This is a genomic window from Halomonas sp. M4R1S46 (assembly GCF_025725685.1).
GTDB lineage: Bacteria > Pseudomonadota > Gammaproteobacteria > Pseudomonadales > Halomonadaceae > Halomonas.
Genome location: NZ_CP107008.1, coordinates 4203299 through 4218477 on the forward strand (window position 1 = coordinate 4203299; position 15179 = coordinate 4218477).

Annotated in this window: 15 protein-coding genes; 8 read left to right on the forward strand and 7 right to left on the reverse strand. The window is 62.8% G+C overall.

Features of this window, described 5'->3' with window-relative positions:
* Nucleotides 1-6: 6 nt before the first annotated feature.
* The 4 genes from OCT48_RS19405 to OCT48_RS19420 all read left to right on the forward strand — a co-directional run bounded on the left by OCT48_RS19405 (nucleotide 7) and on the right by OCT48_RS19420 (nucleotide 3108).
* Nucleotides 7-1098, forward strand: coding sequence for a hypothetical protein (locus tag OCT48_RS19405; protein ID WP_263590756.1), 1092 nt, complete (start codon nucleotides 7-9; stop codon nucleotides 1096-1098).
* A 110-nt stretch (nucleotides 1099-1208) separates the two neighbouring features.
* Nucleotides 1209-1631, forward strand: coding sequence for a hypothetical protein (locus OCT48_RS19410; RefSeq protein WP_263590757.1), 423 nt, complete (start codon nucleotides 1209-1211; stop codon nucleotides 1629-1631).
* 74 nt (nucleotides 1632-1705) lie between these two features.
* The gene (locus tag OCT48_RS19415; RefSeq protein WP_263590758.1) at nucleotides 1706-2422 is read left to right on the forward strand and encodes a C39 family peptidase; all 717 of its coding nucleotides are present in this window, start codon (nucleotides 1706-1708) and stop codon (nucleotides 2420-2422) included.
* A 20-nt stretch (nucleotides 2423-2442) separates the two neighbouring features.
* Nucleotides 2443-3108, forward strand: a complete 666-nt coding sequence (locus OCT48_RS19420) for a hypothetical protein (protein WP_263590759.1) — start codon at nucleotides 2443-2445, stop codon at nucleotides 3106-3108.
* Nucleotides 3109-3250: 142 nt separating this feature from the next.
* Here the strand turns inward: OCT48_RS19420 and OCT48_RS19425 are convergent, their stop codons facing one another.
* From OCT48_RS19425 to OCT48_RS19435, 3 genes are all read right to left on the reverse strand, one after another.
* Complete coding sequence (locus OCT48_RS19425; protein ID WP_263590760.1) at nucleotides 3251-4318, reverse strand: transporter; 1068 nt, start codon at nucleotides 4316-4318, stop codon at nucleotides 3251-3253.
* Nucleotides 4319-4563: 245 nt separating this feature from the next.
* Nucleotides 4564-6003 carry a sigma-54 dependent transcriptional regulator gene (locus OCT48_RS19430; protein ID WP_263590761.1) on the reverse strand — a complete coding sequence of 480 codons (1440 nt, stop codon included), beginning with the start codon at nucleotides 6001-6003 and terminating at the stop codon, nucleotides 4564-4566.
* A gap of 114 nt (nucleotides 6004-6117) precedes the next feature.
* Nucleotides 6118-6795 carry a LuxR C-terminal-related transcriptional regulator gene (locus OCT48_RS19435; protein WP_183383103.1) on the reverse strand — a complete coding sequence of 226 codons (678 nt, stop codon included), beginning with the start codon at nucleotides 6793-6795 and terminating at the stop codon, nucleotides 6118-6120.
* 400 nt (nucleotides 6796-7195) lie between these two features.
* On the opposite strand from OCT48_RS19435, the gene rdgB reads away from it, so the two are divergent.
* From rdgB to OCT48_RS19455, 4 genes are all read left to right on the forward strand, one after another.
* Nucleotides 7196-7801, forward strand: a complete 606-nt coding sequence (rdgB, locus tag OCT48_RS19440; protein ID WP_263590762.1) for an RdgB/HAM1 family non-canonical purine NTP pyrophosphatase — start codon at nucleotides 7196-7198, stop codon at nucleotides 7799-7801.
* Nucleotides 7798-8973: a radical SAM family heme chaperone HemW gene (hemW, locus tag OCT48_RS19445; protein ID WP_263590763.1), complete on the forward strand. Its 1176-nt coding sequence runs from the start codon at nucleotides 7798-7800 to the stop codon at nucleotides 8971-8973. The genes rdgB and hemW overlap by 4 nt, the downstream gene beginning before the upstream one ends.
* A 40-nt stretch (nucleotides 8974-9013) precedes the next feature.
* Nucleotides 9014-9685, forward strand: a complete 672-nt coding sequence (locus tag OCT48_RS19450) for an OmpA family protein (RefSeq protein WP_263590764.1) — start codon at nucleotides 9014-9016, stop codon at nucleotides 9683-9685.
* Between the two features lie 79 nt (nucleotides 9686-9764).
* Nucleotides 9765-10607 (forward strand): 23S rRNA (adenine(2030)-N(6))-methyltransferase RlmJ, encoded by an 843-nt coding sequence (locus tag OCT48_RS19455; protein WP_263590765.1) that lies wholly within the window; start codon nucleotides 9765-9767, stop codon nucleotides 10605-10607.
* Between the two features lie 318 nt (nucleotides 10608-10925).
* Here the strand turns inward: OCT48_RS19455 and mnmE are convergent, their stop codons facing one another.
* The 4 genes from mnmE to rpmH form a co-directional block, all read right to left on the reverse strand.
* Nucleotides 10926-12296, reverse strand: a complete 1371-nt coding sequence (mnmE, locus tag OCT48_RS19460) for a tRNA uridine-5-carboxymethylaminomethyl(34) synthesis GTPase MnmE (protein ID WP_263590766.1) — start codon at nucleotides 12294-12296, stop codon at nucleotides 10926-10928.
* A gap of 99 nt (nucleotides 12297-12395) precedes the next feature.
* A complete protein-coding gene (gene yidC, locus OCT48_RS19465) occupies nucleotides 12396-14081 on the reverse strand; it encodes a membrane protein insertase YidC (protein ID WP_263590767.1) in 1686 nt (561 codons plus the stop codon).
* Between the two features lie 204 nt (nucleotides 14082-14285).
* Nucleotides 14286-14690: a ribonuclease P protein component gene (gene rnpA / locus OCT48_RS19470; RefSeq protein WP_183383096.1), complete on the reverse strand. Its 405-nt coding sequence runs from the start codon at nucleotides 14688-14690 to the stop codon at nucleotides 14286-14288.
* 10 nt (nucleotides 14691-14700) lie between these two features.
* Nucleotides 14701-14835: a 50S ribosomal protein L34 gene (gene rpmH / locus OCT48_RS19475; protein WP_008959105.1), complete on the reverse strand. Its 135-nt coding sequence runs from the start codon at nucleotides 14833-14835 to the stop codon at nucleotides 14701-14703.
* Between the last annotated feature and the right edge of the window lie 344 nt (nucleotides 14836-15179).

A 15179-nucleotide genomic window follows, 5' to 3' on the forward strand; every position in this document is an offset into this window, starting at 1 on the left:
GTGATCATGAAAGCGTATGCAATCGCGGGGACTTCCCTGCTGACCCTGGTCATGGCGATTTCCACTGCCCAGGCCAACCCCAGCGTCGGCGTCGGAGATGCCGAGCAGGACGTTGATTCCGCCGCTCTTGCCGTGGGTGGCAGCAGCGGCAGCGCCGATGGAGGAAATGGTTCCGGGTTTGGCTTCGGGGCCGGAGGGAGCGCCGATAGCAATGATGGCGGCGACGATGGCAGCGATGGCGCTGGTTATGGAGGTGCGGGGGCCGGCACAGGGCTTGGCGCCGGCGGGAATGGCGGCGCCACCGGCCGCGGCGGCGATGCCTGGGCCATGAGCGAGTCCTACAACACCTCCATCAGCGTCATCTCGATGCAGAAGATGAAGTCGCATGTGAATGGGGCCGGCATCAACGTCTATGGCGGTGATGGGGCTCGTGGCGCCGCCGGTGCCGCCGGTGGTGGCGCGCTCGCGGTCAGCGTTGGCTTCGGTGTCGGCGGGGACGGTGGCAGCGGTACTGGCGGCGACGGCGGTGATGCCGGCGCACTTGGTCACGGTGACGGTAACGGCGGCGATGGTTACGGGAAAGGCTACGGTAGTGGCTATGGCCTCGGCCTCGGTGGCGGTGCCAATGCCGGCAGCGGCGCCGCTAGCGGTGCTTCCGCCGACAATGTTGACGGCAATGAGGACCAGAGTGCTGGCGCCGGTTCCAGCGCCGGGGCGAGCGCCACGGCCGGTACCGGCGGCGCCGGCAGCGGGACCGGTAGCGGGACCGGTGTGGGTTCCGGGACCGGCGGCGACGGCAGCGGTAGCGGCTGGGCCGGCGCGGTGGCCGGTGACGGCGGCGACGGCTACGGCGGCGGTGGCGGCGGCGGCATGGGTACCGGCGGGGCTGCCGTTGCCGCCGGCGGTGCCGGCGGCGACGGTGGTGCCGGTGGCAACGGCGGTGCGGCCATCCTGAGGACCGGGGCGGCCAGCATCTCGGTTGCCGCAGGCGGCGTCTACGGTGGTGTTTCCAACATCAACAACTCCACCGGCTTCTACAACTCGCAGCTGTCCGGCACCAGCATCGCTGCCCACAGCAACGTGAGCATCGGCAACTGAGGATGAGGGCCCAGGGACGGGCCCGAGTTGTCACATCACGGTCGGGAACTGGCGGAGTGCGCTCCGCCGGTTCTTCCCACTGCTTGGGCAGGCCGGAAGGAGGCTAAGCGATGAAGGCAATCATGAGCATCCCACTGAGACAGCAACTCATGGTGTCCCTGGTCGGGTTGTCAATGGGAGTGGCGGGGATCGGCTATGCCGGTGCCGACGAGGCCGGAGAAGGAATGCCGGCGAGCGTTGGCTTCGAGGCCCTGCAGAGCATGGATCTCGAGGCGATGGGACAGACTCGTGGCCGGGATGGCGTCAACGTGCATCTCGATCGGGTCAATGTCCAGAGCGTCCAGGATATGGACGCCATCACCGTCGGCTCCGGGTTCAATGTCACCAACGGCAACATGATGACCGGCGATATCACCTTCGAACAGGGGGCTATGGGCCACTATAGCGGCACCGGGATCTTCAACAACATCACGGGCAACGCCAACGCCGTCAATAACGCCATCGGCATCAGTGTCTATATCCAGAACCCTTGATCCCCGGTGGCGGGGAGACCTTCGCGATCAACAGGCATGAGTCTCTGATGAGGAGTGCTGGAGGTACACAATCCATGATGAAGGATTCACAAGCTCCCCCCCTTCTGCTGGTGGTACTGCTGGCCATGTTGGGGGGCGGTGCGGTTGGCTCCACGGAAGCCGGCCAGGTCAATATATCGAGTCTCTTCGGCTCCTTCCACGTCGAGGCCAAGAGCCTGTCGGAGATCAGTTGGGAGAGAGTGGTGCGGCAGGAATACGACTTCAGCTGTGGCTCGGCGGCAGTGGCGACCCTGCTGACCTATCACTATGATCGCCCGACCACGGAAGGCGAGGTCTTCGAGGCGATGATTCGTGAGGGAGACCGGGATCAGATCCAGGTTTACGGCTTTTCCATGCTGGATATGAAACGTTATCTGGATGCCCAGGGACTCGACTCCGATGGCTTCGAGATTTCCTTGGATGACTTCATGCGCATCGGCGTGCCCGCCATTACCCTTATCAATACGGGCGGGTACAAGCACTTCGTGGTCGTCAAGGGGGTGGATGACCGGAATGTCCTGGTCGGCGACCCGGCGGCGGGAACCGTCGTGGTCCCGAAGGAGATGTTCGAGACGCTGTGGACCGGTACGGTGCTCGGTGCTCGGGCCGACCTGGACGTGGCCCAGAACCATTTCAACAGCGAGCGTGACTGGCGTGTTCGACCTGCCTCGCCTATCGAGGAAGGGGTTCAGCGCTACAACGTCGGCGCCAACCTGCTCTCGCTACCGGGCAGTATCGAATTGGGTAGGTAATCACCAAGGAGTTACCGACCATGAACGTAAAAGCAATACGACGGCGAGCAGGTCCCCTGAGGGTCCTGTCTGCCGTGTTGTTGGTCGGGGCCGCATCCCTGGCTCCGACGGGGGTATCGCCTGCTTCGGCGGCAACGACCTTCGTCCATGCAGTGCAAGGTGTCCACTCAGACGCACCCGATATCTATCGGCAGGGCGAGGTCATTCCCGAGGACAGACTGGCCACCCTGCGAGGTGGCTTCAACCTGGGGGGAATGGAACTGGACTTTGGGGCGAAGCTGACCACCCTGATCAACAACACCGTCCGTTACGAGACCGAAGTGGCCTTTAGAAACACCGGTATGGAGGTGCTATCCCAGACACTGAGCAATGCGGGTAGTAGCGCCGTAACCCAGGTTGGCTCTGGCTCGACGGCTGGGAGCAGCGTTGGAGGTGGCAGACTCGATCTCTCCGGGCTCACCGACTTCTCCGGTATCGTGATCGATGGCCCGGCAGGTATCGGCAGTACCGCGGTACTGCACAGCATCACGCGCCAGGCCATTGTCAGCACTCTGGCGACCACGGCCTCTGGACAGAGCATCCAGAACAGGATCGATATCGGGGTATATGTCAACAATATTGGCGAACTGAAAGCAGCACAGCAGAAGGCCAGAATTCTCCATTCTCTACAGGGTATCGTTCGCTAAGGGAATGACTGGATGGCCCCACTGTCATCGGTCGCCAGTATCTAGCAGGTCCGATTGGCAGGGCAGGAGGCTTCGAATGGGGTTGGCAGGGGTTTCCAGTCCCTGCCAACCCCATAAGCGATGAAGCCGTTATCTTTCTGGATTAGAAGACGTTCATGCCGAAGGGGGCGCGCAACGTCAGGACGGTGTCGGGGGCATCATCGGTAACGCCGAGCTCCAGGCCCACGTTGAGTGCAGCATCCTGGCTGAACTGATAGGACCAGCCCAGCAGCATCGACCCCACATTCAGGCTGCCGGATTCTCCCGTCACGGAACTGCCCTCTTCGCCGGAAAAGGTCGTCTCGGTTTTGTCGATGAAATCGTTCTTGTAGCCCAGGGTGAAAGAGGTCCTGGGATTGATGGAATAGGCCATGCCGAAGCTCAGTCGGACGGCGTCGCCCGGATCGACTTCCTCGACCTCCACCTCACCGACTCGCTCGTTGACATCGTCCTCGAGGTGGAACTGGTAGCCCAGGTTGGCGAAGTAGACCGCCGGCGCCGAAGGGTAGAGCACCGTCAGGCTGGGTTCGATGGAATGAAAACCAGAGCCCGTGGCGAGTTCTTCCTCGATGCCATTGGCGTCACGGTCGACATCGAAGGGACCCTGGCCAGTAGTCGACTTGTAACGTAGGTTACCGACAAAGAAAGGGGCTCCATTTTCGCCACTATTGATCTGGTAATGTGCGGCCAGCTCGATATCACCGAGATGGTTGCCGGTCCGGTTTCTCTCGAGCCTGAACGGAGGTTCTTCAAGCTCATTGGCTTCCGTATCGTCCCGGTAAAGATAAGGGACGCGTAGTTCCAGTTCCAGACGGTCGGTGACCCCCAGACGGCCAGTGACGGCGGCGGTAAAGGTATCCCGGTCGATATCATCGGCAGTCAGTAGACCGATTTGCAGGGTCTCGAGAATTTCTACCCCTCGGAACGTCAGGCGGTTGACGCTGGAATGGGAGTACTGGAATTCTGGTTCGAGTACGAGACGGCCCTGGGGCGTCAAGACGCCGCCGATATCTGGGATCGCTTGGACTTCGGGCGCCTCCCGTGAGGGCGGTGGACGCTGTCCCACTGGCTGGAAGGTATCGTCTTCTGACGTTTGGGCCGTGGCATGTCCCGAGATTGTCAGGGGGAGCAGACTACAGGCGAGGGCGAGCCTCTTGAGATCGAACATCATGATCGTTTTCCCTATTCCCTTGATTTAAAAAAACTTTACAAGTTGCTCAAGACTCCTTGCCGCTTTCAGGTTCACGCACTCCGTGATTTTCTAGGGTAGTCCCTCGGAGTCACGGGATCGAGCCGGTGATGTCAATTTCTTCGGGTCAGGGGGAGGTGAGCTCATCATCTGCTACTGGGAGGCCATATGGCCTCCCAGGGATAAACGTCGAGATACTGATGGTGCGAGGATACATTATCATCATTCTATGATGGCCCTTTCTTGAGCGATGACAGGTGAAGCACATTCGGAGCTTCCCTCGGTTTCCCACCCTCATCTTTTCCCTTTGGCCCTGAGGCCTCGCTCGCCCGGTTGATCTTGTGCTTCTCCATCAAACGATAGAGGGTCACTCGAGAGATGCCAAGCTCTCGGGCGGCATGCTGTATGTTGAAGCTGTTGCGAGTCAACGCCGCCAGCACGACGCCCCGTTCGGCGATGTCCCGGGCTTCCTCAAGACTCTCGGCATGTCGTGAAGCACAGTGACGCCTCTCCAGCCCAAGGTCGCTTGGACGGATCAGGCGATGATCGCACATGACCAGGGCGCGTCGTACACGATTTATAAGCTCGCGAATATTCCCTGGCCATTCATACAGGCGAATCAGTGCCAGGCTTTCCTTGTTGAAGCCCGTCACTTGCAGGGATTTTTCATTGGCAAATTGGTGAAAGAAATGGCGGGCGAGGATCTCGATATCCGCGCCCCGCATCCTCAGCGGTGGAATCCTGACCTGCAGGACATTGAGCCGGTGGTACAGGTCTTCGCGGAAGCTGCCCTGAGCTACGGCTTTATCCAGGTCCACATGGGTAGCCGCGAGGACGCGAACGTCAACTTCGATTTCCTTCAGGCCACCGACCCGTTGTATCGCATGATTTTCGAGGAACCGCAGCAGGTTTACCTGTAGTTCCAGAGGGAGATCGCCGATCTCGTCGAGGAAGAGGGTTCCGCCCTGAGTGTTCTCGATGATGCCGATCTTGCGCTGACTCGCCCCGGTAAAGGCGCCCTTCTCATGGCCGAACAGCTCCGACTGGATCAGGTTGGTAGGCAAGGCTCCACAGTTGACGGCATTGAAGGGATGACCCGATCGGGAGGATTCGTCATGTATGGCGCGGGCCGTCAGCTCCTTGCCGGTGCCGGATTCTCCCTGGATGAATACCGGAGCATCGACGACAGCCACTTTGTGTATGGTCTTGAAGAGCTCCTGCATGATGGGACTGTGACCCACCATCTGGCACTCACTTGTCCCCGCCTCTCCTTGGCAGCGTGTTGAACTCGCAAGATGCGCAATGTCTTGAAGGCTCTCCAGAGTATAATGAAGTTTATGGACGTCGATTGGCAGCACATGATATGCGCAGAAAAGCTGGCCGATGGCCAGGCGAATATCATTCTTGTTCAACAGTGCTTTCTGGACAATAGCGATCCAACGTATCGTTCTTTCGTTGATAAAGTTTTCAATTTCACTGGAGAAGCCAGGACTCCTTGACTCAAAGATGAATAGCCCAACGAGAGGAAGGTCATCCTTGGGAGATTGCATTGCTTCCTGGATGCATTCTACCTGATGGATCGACCATCCCAAGCTTGAGATTTGGCTGATAATTTTTTCCTTATTCTCCCCTTTTCCTATGATAATGACGTTTTTTAGTGCCTTCATTACTTATCCTTTGACGTGCCGTCAAGTAAAGAAAAACACAGTTCCGAGCGCGACATTTACAAAAATAGCATCTCGTTTGATCGATGCTTTTATGATTTTTCTGGTTGATAAGTATTACTTGCAGTTGGATCGTCGTTCGGTCAACGGCGGGGGAGTCCCCAGGTTTTGCCTTGCCCAGTTGACGGCTTGCAGCCGATTATGCACCTCTATCTTCTTGAAGATGTTGTAGAGGTGAGACTTGACGGTATGCTCACTGACGAAGAGTCGATCGGCGATTTCCATATTGGATGCACCGGAGCCGAGCAGGCCGATGATTTCCAGTTCCCGCTGAGTCAGGCCGCAGGCCGGTCGGTAGGCATTGATCTGGTGGCGACGATAGAATTCGAGCATGCGTGCCATCAGCTGCCGTGACATCCATAGCTGACCATCCAGCAGCGTGGACAGACCCTTGCAAATCAAGGGAAGCGGGTCATTGCGATAGAAGATGCCCTGGAGGTGCATGCCGGACAGGGTCTCGACGGCATGATCCTCATCCCGAAGGTTGAAGGCGGCCAGGGAAATATTGGGGTGCTCGGCTCGATGGGTCTGCCAGGCCTGCATGGAGGCTTCGTCCATGTGGTCCGCGTCCAGGAGCACCAGGACATCCCCATTGTTTTCCCTGGGCTTCCAGGCCGTGCCTGGTGCCACGACCCCCACAGGGCACTCGAGCTGCTGGTGCAAGTAGTCGGTGAAGAGCTGTGACTGCGGGTTGGACTCGGTCACCAGCAGTATTTGGCGTTTATCCTGGACCATGGTGTAACCTCAGCATCTGTGACGATAACCATCACCTCGACCGATGAAATCCTTGGGCAATGTCGTCTGCCAGCTATGAGTGTCGGATGCAATGTAAAAACATGTAACTAACTTTTCGTTATATGATGTCGGCTGCTTAGTTCTCTTCAATGTTAACTATCCTTTTTCCTCCATGAAATCATAAGGTTAAAACAGTTTTCCGCCCCCTTCCACCAGAGATATGCTTCCAGCGGCATTAGAGAAACCATACCATTGTGGATAACTTGTCCTGAAGGTCTTGATGCTCCTCCATGATGAATTTGAACGATTCCGGTTCGTGCTTGTCCTTTTGCATTCTCCCTCCTCCCGGATTGCCGGCTCGCGTAGAATTGGTCCGCAACAATCCAATCAAGGTGCTGCCATGATGACGAGACTGGTGCTGGCGAGCGGTAATGCCGGCAAGCTACGCGAATTCGACCAGCTGCTCGCCCCCCTCGGCGTCGACGTTCGGCCCCAGTCGGATTTCGCCGTGACCGAGGTCGAGGAGACGGGGCTGACCTTCGTCGAGAACGCCCTGCTCAAGGCCCGTGAGGCTGCCCGTATCAGTGGACTGCCGGCCCTGGCCGATGACTCGGGGCTGGCCGTGGATGCCCTGCAGGGCCGGCCCGGTATCCGTTCAGCGCGTTTTGCCGGTGAGCCGCGAGATGATGGGCGCAACACTCGCCGCTTGCTGGATGCCCTGAGCGAGGTGCCCGACGCTAAGCGCACCGCTCGCTACTGGTGCGTGCTGGTGTTGCTCCGTCATGCCGAGGATCCCGTGCCACTGATCGTCCAACGCAGCTGGGAGGGGGAGATCCTCACCGCTCCACGGGGGGAGCGGGGCTTCGGCTATGATCCCGTGTTCTGGATTCGCGAGCTGGGCATGACCGCGGCCGAACTGTCCGCCGAGGAAAAGAATCGCCGCAGCCATCGCGGGCGTGCCCTTCGCGCCCTCTGCGAGTCGCTGTCCGCCGGGTCGCGGGCATGAGGACCACGGCCTTGCCACCGCTCGCCCTCTATGTGCATGTGCCCTGGTGCGTGCGCAAGTGCCCCTATTGTGACTTCAACTCTCATGGCGTGGGGCGCGGCGCCGAGCTGCCGGAGCGGCCGTATCTGGCGGCGTTGATTGCCGATCTGGACGCGGACCTGCCGCTGGTGACCGGACGGGAGCTGGTGAGTATCTTTATCGGGGGAGGCACGCCGAGCCTGATGTCACCGGCCTTCTACCGCGACCTGCTCGACGCCGTCGCCGAGCGGTTGCCGCTGGCCGCCGACATCGAGATCACCCTGGAGGCCAACCCCGGCACCCTCGAGCGTGGCCGCTTCGCCGGTTATCGGCAGGCCGGCATCAACCGCCTGTCGCTGGGCGTGCAGAGCTTTCAGGACGCCCAGTTGACCGCCCTGGGGCGCATCCACTCCGGCCGCGATGCCATGGCGGCGTTCGAGGAGGCCCGTGATGCCGGCTTCGATAACCTCAATCTCGACCTGATGCATGGCCTGCCCGGCCAGACCCCCGCCCTGGCCCTGGATGACCTGGAGCGGGCGCTGGCGCTTGGCCCGGAGCACCTGTCCTGGTACCAGTTGACGCTCGAGCCCAACACCGAGTTCCATTCACATCCGCCCGTCCTGCCCCGGGAGGATGTGCTATGGGACATCCAGGACCTGGGCCACGAGCGACTGCAAGCTGCCGGCTTCTCTCGCTACGAGATCTCCGCCTATGCGCGTGCCGGTCGTCGTGCCCGGCACAACCTGAACTACTGGCGTTTCGGCGACTACCTGGGCATCGGCGCCGGCGCGCATGGCAAGTTGAGTGTGCCCGGAAAGGGGGGACACGCCATCGAACGGCGCTGGAAGACCCGTCAACCCGATGCCTACCTGCGTCGACAGCACGACCCCCGCGGATTCGTGGCGGGCCGTGAGGCGATCGACCCCGAGGAGCTGCCGCTGGAATTCGCCATGAACGCCCTGCGCCTGACCGAGGGGGTGCCGCTGTCCGACTGGCGGGACACGACAGGACTCCCCGCGGAGCCATTGCTCGTCCGCCTCGCCACCGCCCGCAAAAAAGGACTTCTCGTGGAAGACGCCGACAGGCTACAAGCCTCCCCCCAAGGTCTATTATTCTTGAACGAGTTGCTGGCCTCGATCGACATATCGGGCTAGTGCAGGACGCCAATCGTCACAACAAGGAGTCGACGACACCATGACCAGAAGCTTTCGCCTGATCGCACCACTTGCCGCCGCTGCCCTGCTGGTGGGATGTACCACCACCGACCCCTATTCCGGTCAGACCCAGCGCAGCAAGACCGGCACCGGCGCCGCCATTGGTGCGGCGGTCGGGGCCGCTGCCGGGGCCCTCAGCGGGGATGGCAGCACCAGTCGTCGCGACCGTGCCCTGATCGGCGCCGCCGTGGGTGCCGCCGCGGGCGGCGGCATCGGTGCCTACATGGACAAGCAGGAAGAGCAACTCCGACAGGACATGCAGGGCACCGGCATCGGGGTGGAACGCCGCGGCGATGACATCGTGCTCAACATGCCGAGCAGCGTGACCTTCGGCTTCGATTCCAGTGAGCTGACCATGACGGCCCGCAATGCCCTCAACGACGTCTCCTCGGTACTGACGCAGTACCCCGAGACGCGGGTCAATATCGCCGGCCACACCGACAGCACCGGCGAGGCCGCCTACAACCAGCAGCTCTCCGAGCGCCGTGCCCAGGCCGTGGGCAACTACCTGTCCCAGAGCGGCGTCGCCTCCAATCGCCTCTACATGAGCGGCTACGGCGAGAACCAGCCGGTGGCCAGCAACGACACCGAAGCGGGACGTGCCCAGAACCGTCGCGTGGAGATCACCCTGAGCCCCATCGCCCAGCGCTGATCGACCGTCAGGCGCCATCCGGGCCCGTCACCTTGCCGGTGGCGGGCCTTTTCCTTGCCGAATCACCGATGTGAGAGCCATGCTTTCCTATCAGCACGCCTATCATGCGGGTAACTTCGCCGACGTTCACAAGCACCTGGTGCTTTTTACGGTCGTCGAGCATCTATTACGTAAAACATCTGCCGTTACGTATATTGATACCCATGCGGGGCGCGGTCTCTATTCCCTCGCGTCCGAGGAGGCCAGCAAGCTACAGGAGCATCGGGACGGCATCGGTCGGCTGTGGCAGGCACGCCAGCGCCTCGCCGACGCCCCCCTGCTGGGAGACTGGCTGGCGGCCCTGGCCAGGGTCCAGCCGTCGAGGAGGCTCGAACACTACCCGGGGTCCCCCTGGTGGCTGAGCCAGGGGCTGCGGGCCCAGGATCGCCTGCGCCTGTTCGAACTGCATCCCGGGGAGCATGGCCATCTGGCCCACCAGGCGCTGCCCGCCAATGTGCGACGGATTCATGGCGATGGCCTGGCGGGCTTGCTGCAGGGGCTGCCGGCCCCGACCCCGCGGTTGTGCGTGCTGATCGATCCCAGCTATGAGCGCAAGGCGGAGTACGGCGAGGTCGTCGAGACCGTGCTCATGGCCATGCGCAAGGCACGCCACGCCGTGGTCCTGGTGTGGTATCCGCTATTGCCGGCGGGGCGACATCAGGCGCTGCTCGACGGGCTGCGTGATGGTGGGCTGCGCAAGATCTGGCGCAGTGAACTGACGGTGGCGGCGCCGGGCGATGGGCATGGCATGTACGGCAGCGGCATGCTGGTGGTCAATTCCCCCTGGGGACTGGAGGGGCGTCTGGAAGGCGCCATGGCGTCCCTCACGCCGCTGCTGGGCAATGCCGGTCGCCATCAGGGGGGCTGGTGGGTCCCGGAGTAGGGCAGAGCACCGACTTGCCGATGCAGAAGCTGCCGAAGGTCTCGCCCGGCAGCCATCGGGTGAGCCGGCGCCTCAGCGCCGACTGCTGGGGAGTCAGGGCGATGAAATGGCGTCTACTCGCCGATGCAGAAGCTGCCGAAGATCTCGCCCGGCAGCCATCGGGTGAGCCGGCGCCTCAGCGCCGACTGCTGGGGAGTCAGGGCGATGAAATGGCGTCTACTCGCCGATGCAGAAGCTGCCGAAGATCTCGCCCGGCAGCCATCGGGTGAGCCGGCGCCTCAGCGCCGACTGCTGGGGAGTCAGAACAACAACATGGCGTTACTTGCCGATGCAGAAACTACCGAAGATCTCGCCCAGCAGGTCATCGGCGCTGAATTCGCCGGTGATCTCGCCGAGGGCCTGCTGGGCGTCACGGAGGTCCTCGGCGAGCAGCTCGCCGGCGCCGTAGCCGGATAGCTGGGCCGCCCCGTTGCTCAGCGCCGCGTCGGCCCGGTCCAGGGCGTCCAGGTGACGCCGGCGCGCCGAGAAGCGGCCCTCGGTGGTGGCCGAGAACCCCATCACCGCCTTGAGATGCTCCTTGAGGTTATCCACACCCGCGCCGGTCTTCGCCGACAGGCGTAGCACCGGTGTGGTTGTGGACACGTCCAGGCCGGCGCTCTCGTGGCTGGTGTCGACCTTGTTGCGGACCAGCGTCAGCCGCGAGGGGTCGGCCAGGCGCTCGACGAACTCCGGCCAGATGGCCATGGGATCGATGGCATCCGTGGTGGCGGCATCCACCAGCAGCAGCACCCGGTCGGCCGTCTCGATCTCCGACCAGGCCCGGGCCACCCCGATCTTCTCCACCGCATCGGGGGTGTCACGCAGCCCGGCGGTATCGATCACGTGCAGGGGCATGCCATCCAGGTGGATGTGCTCGCGCAGCACGTCGCGGGTGGTGCCCTCGATATCGGTGACGATGGCGGTGTCCTGCTCGGTGAGGGCATTGAGCAGGCTCGACTTGCCGGCATTGGGGCGTCCGGCGATGACCACGTTCATGCCCTCGCGCATCAGCGCCCCCTGGCCGGCGGCCGCCCGTACCTCGGCGAGCGCTGACTGGATCGTGGCGAGCTGGTCCCCGACCCGGCCGTCGGCGAGGAAGTCGATCTCTTCCTCGGGGAAGTCGATGGCGGCCTCAACGTACATGCGCAGCTCGATCAGTCGCTGCACCAGCCCCTCCACCCGGCGCGAGAACTCCCCCTGGAGGGAACGCAGGGCGTTCTCGGCGGCGCCGCGGGAACTGGCCTCGATGAGGTCGGCGATCGCCTCGGCCTGGGCCAGGTCGAGCTTGTCGTTGAGGAAGGCCCGCTCGGAGAACTCGCCGGGGCGGGCCAGTCGGGCCCCCAGCTGCACGCAGCGTTCCAGCAGCAGGTCCATGATCACCGGGCCGCCGTGGCCCTGCAGCTCGAGGACGTCCTCGCCGGTGAAAGAGTTCGGCCCCGCGAAGTACAGGGCGATTCCCTCGTCGATCATGGCCTTCTCGCCCCGGAAAGGGCCATACAGGGCCCGTCGGGGCTCGGGGCAATGGCCCAGCAGGCTGCCGGCGATCGCCCGGCAGGTGGGCCCCGAGACGCGAATGATGCCCACGCCGCCGCGGCCCGGCGGGGTGGCCAGGGCGGCGATGGTGTCCTGGGGGTAGAGGCTCTCGGCCATCGGTGACTCCTCGGGTGAGACGTCGCTATTGTCCGTGTCGGGGGGCACAAACGCCAGACCCCCGCCGGGGCGGGGGTCTGGCGTCGTAGCAGGGCCTGGCTACTTGGTCTTCATGCCCTTGCCGATACTGGGGTCGGCCTCGATCTTGCGGGTGATCACGTACTGCTGGACGATGGAGGTGATGTTGTTCACCACCCAGTAGATCACCAGGCCGGCCGGGAACCACAGGAAGAAGAAGGTGAAGACGACCGGGAGCATCTTCATGATCTTGGCCTGGGTCGGGTCCGGGGGCGTCGGGTTCAGCAGCTGCTGAACGAACATCGAGGCGCCCATCAGGATCGGCAGGATGAAGTAGGGATCCTTCACCGAGAGGTCCTGGATCCAGAACATGAAGGGCGCATGGCGCAGCTCCACGGACTCGAGCAGCATCCAGTACAGGGCAATGAATACCGGCATCTGCACCAGGATCGGCAGGCAGCCCCCCAGCGGATTGATCTTCTCCTTCTGGTAGAACTTCATCATCTCCTGGGACATCTTCTGGCGATCATCGCCGTACTGTTCCTTGAGCCGCTGCATCTCCGGGCCCAGCTTGCGCATGCGGGCCATGGACTTGTAGGCCTTGGCCGAGAGCGGCCACAGGGCGGCCTTCACCAGCAGGGTCAGGATGACGATGGACCAGCCCCAGTTGCCGATCAGATCGTGGATGTGATCGAGCAGCCAGAACAGCGGGTTGGCGATGAACCACAGCCAGCCGAAGTCCACGGTCAGCTCCAGGTGGGGCGCGATCTCTTCCAGACGATCCTGCACCTTGGGGCCCAGGTAGAGGGTCGCGCCCAGGGCGGTCTCGCCGGCGGCCGCCACGGTGCGGGTGGGACCGGCGAAGGCGGCCACGTTGCGCCCCTGGGAGTCGGTGGTGGCGTAGTAGAGGTTCTGCTGGTCCTGGGGCGGGGCCCAGGCCGAGGTGAAGTAGTGCTGGATCATGGCGACCCAGCCGCCCTCGACGTCCCGGTTGGCGAAGTTGCCTTCCTGGATATCCTCGAAGTCGATCTTCTCGTAGCGGGTCTCCGGCGAGGAGTAGGCGGCGCCGAGGAAGGAGCTCATGCCCATCTTGGGGCCGCTGGAGGGGTCGCTGCTGTTGTCGCGGGCCAGCTGGCCGATGAAGCGCGCGGTGACCGGCGTCTCGCCGTTGTTGGTCACGAAGTAGTCGACGTCGACGGCATAGCTGTCCCGCGCGAAGGTAAAGCGCTTGAGCACGTCGACGCCGTTGAGCGTGGCGCTCAGGTCGACTTCCAGCTGTCCCTCGTCCTCGTCCAGGCGGTACTCGGTCTTCTCCGGGTTGAAGGTGATACGGCCCTGGTGGCCTTCCAGCTGGAGGCCCGAGCGTGCCACGTAACTCATCGAGGCATTGTCCGCCATCAGCACGAAGGGCTGTTCGGACTCCTGGGCGAACTTGTGCTGGGGCAGGGCCGCGTAGACGATGTCGCCGCCCTCCGGGTCGATGCGCACATCGAGCACGTCGGTGGTGACGGCCACCAGGTCGCGGCTGTTGCCGGCAGCGGCTTCGCCCGGCATGGTGCCGGCCATGTCCGACGCCTCGGCGTCGCTGGGGACCGAGAGATCATCGCTGCCGGCGGTCGTCGGTGACGGGGCGTCGCCGGCGTCACTGGAGATGGCCGGGGCCTGCGGTGCCGTGGCCACCTGGCCGTAATCCTGATTCCACTGCACGACGATCAGGTAGGCGAGGACCGCCAGGGGAATCAGCAATAAGAGTCGTTTTACGTCCATGAGGGTTCTGCCCGATGGGTGGTGAACATTCCGATGGCGCAACGCAGGTCGCCCACCCGACAAACGCGAAAGCCTGCCGAGGGCAGGCTAGCGTTCGTCAGCAGAGCGTCTGCTTTCGGCGTGACGGCGTCAAGAATGGCGGCGAGAAGCGTGGTCATGCGCATGCAGGCTCCGCAGGGTGCCGACAGCGGTTGGCTGGGCGTGTCATCGACGCTCGGTCGCGAGGGCGCCGGTCGATTCTCTCCCTTCCCCCTTCCTCGCGTCCCGCTCCAGTCGTCGCCACATGCCGTGCAACTGGCGATGCACGGTCTCGTTGTCCAGCTCCTGCACCCCGCGCCGGGCGAGCAGCACGATATCCACGGCGGGGAGGCGATGCTGGCGAAGGCGAATGGATTCACGCGCGAGGCGCTTGAGGCGGTTGCGGTCGACGGCGCGCCGGACATTCTTCTTGCTGAAGATGAGCCCGAGGCGAGGATGTCCCAGGGAGTTGGGGGTGGCCAGGGCCATCAACCCCTTGCCGTGGACCTTGAAGGCAGCCGTATCGAAGACACGTCGATAGTCCCCGGCGTTAAGCAGCCTCAGCCGCCGGGGAAAGCCCTGACAGGACACGCGACGCGCGTCAGGCGCTCAGGCGCTTGCGGCCCTTGGCGCGACGACGCGCCAGGACGGCACGACCGTTCTTGGTGGCCATGCGAGCACGGAAACCATGCGCGCGCTTGCGCTTGAGAACGCTGGGTTGAAAGGTGCGTTTCATAACTCGTTATTCCCACGTGGTTTTTGGAACAAATCGGCGATTCAGAGGCGCCCGGGTTCCGGTGGGGAATCCGGGCAGATTCGGCTCAAGACCGGAAATTGTAGTGATTTCGAGCCGGCAGCGCAATTGTTCCGTGCGCTCCAGCAGGGCAATCGCAGTTGAGTGGCGAGGGGCGCAGGGGACAGGTCGTAGAGGGGGTCCTACGCCAAGGATGGCGTCGGTAGCGCCCAGGGAGGGGTTCACAGCGCCCCCTCGTAGACCTGTCGACGGATCAGCCCCGAGCGGCAACGCTAACTGCGATAGCCCTGGGCGCTCCAGGAGACCTGGCGCTGCGTCGGCTCTAC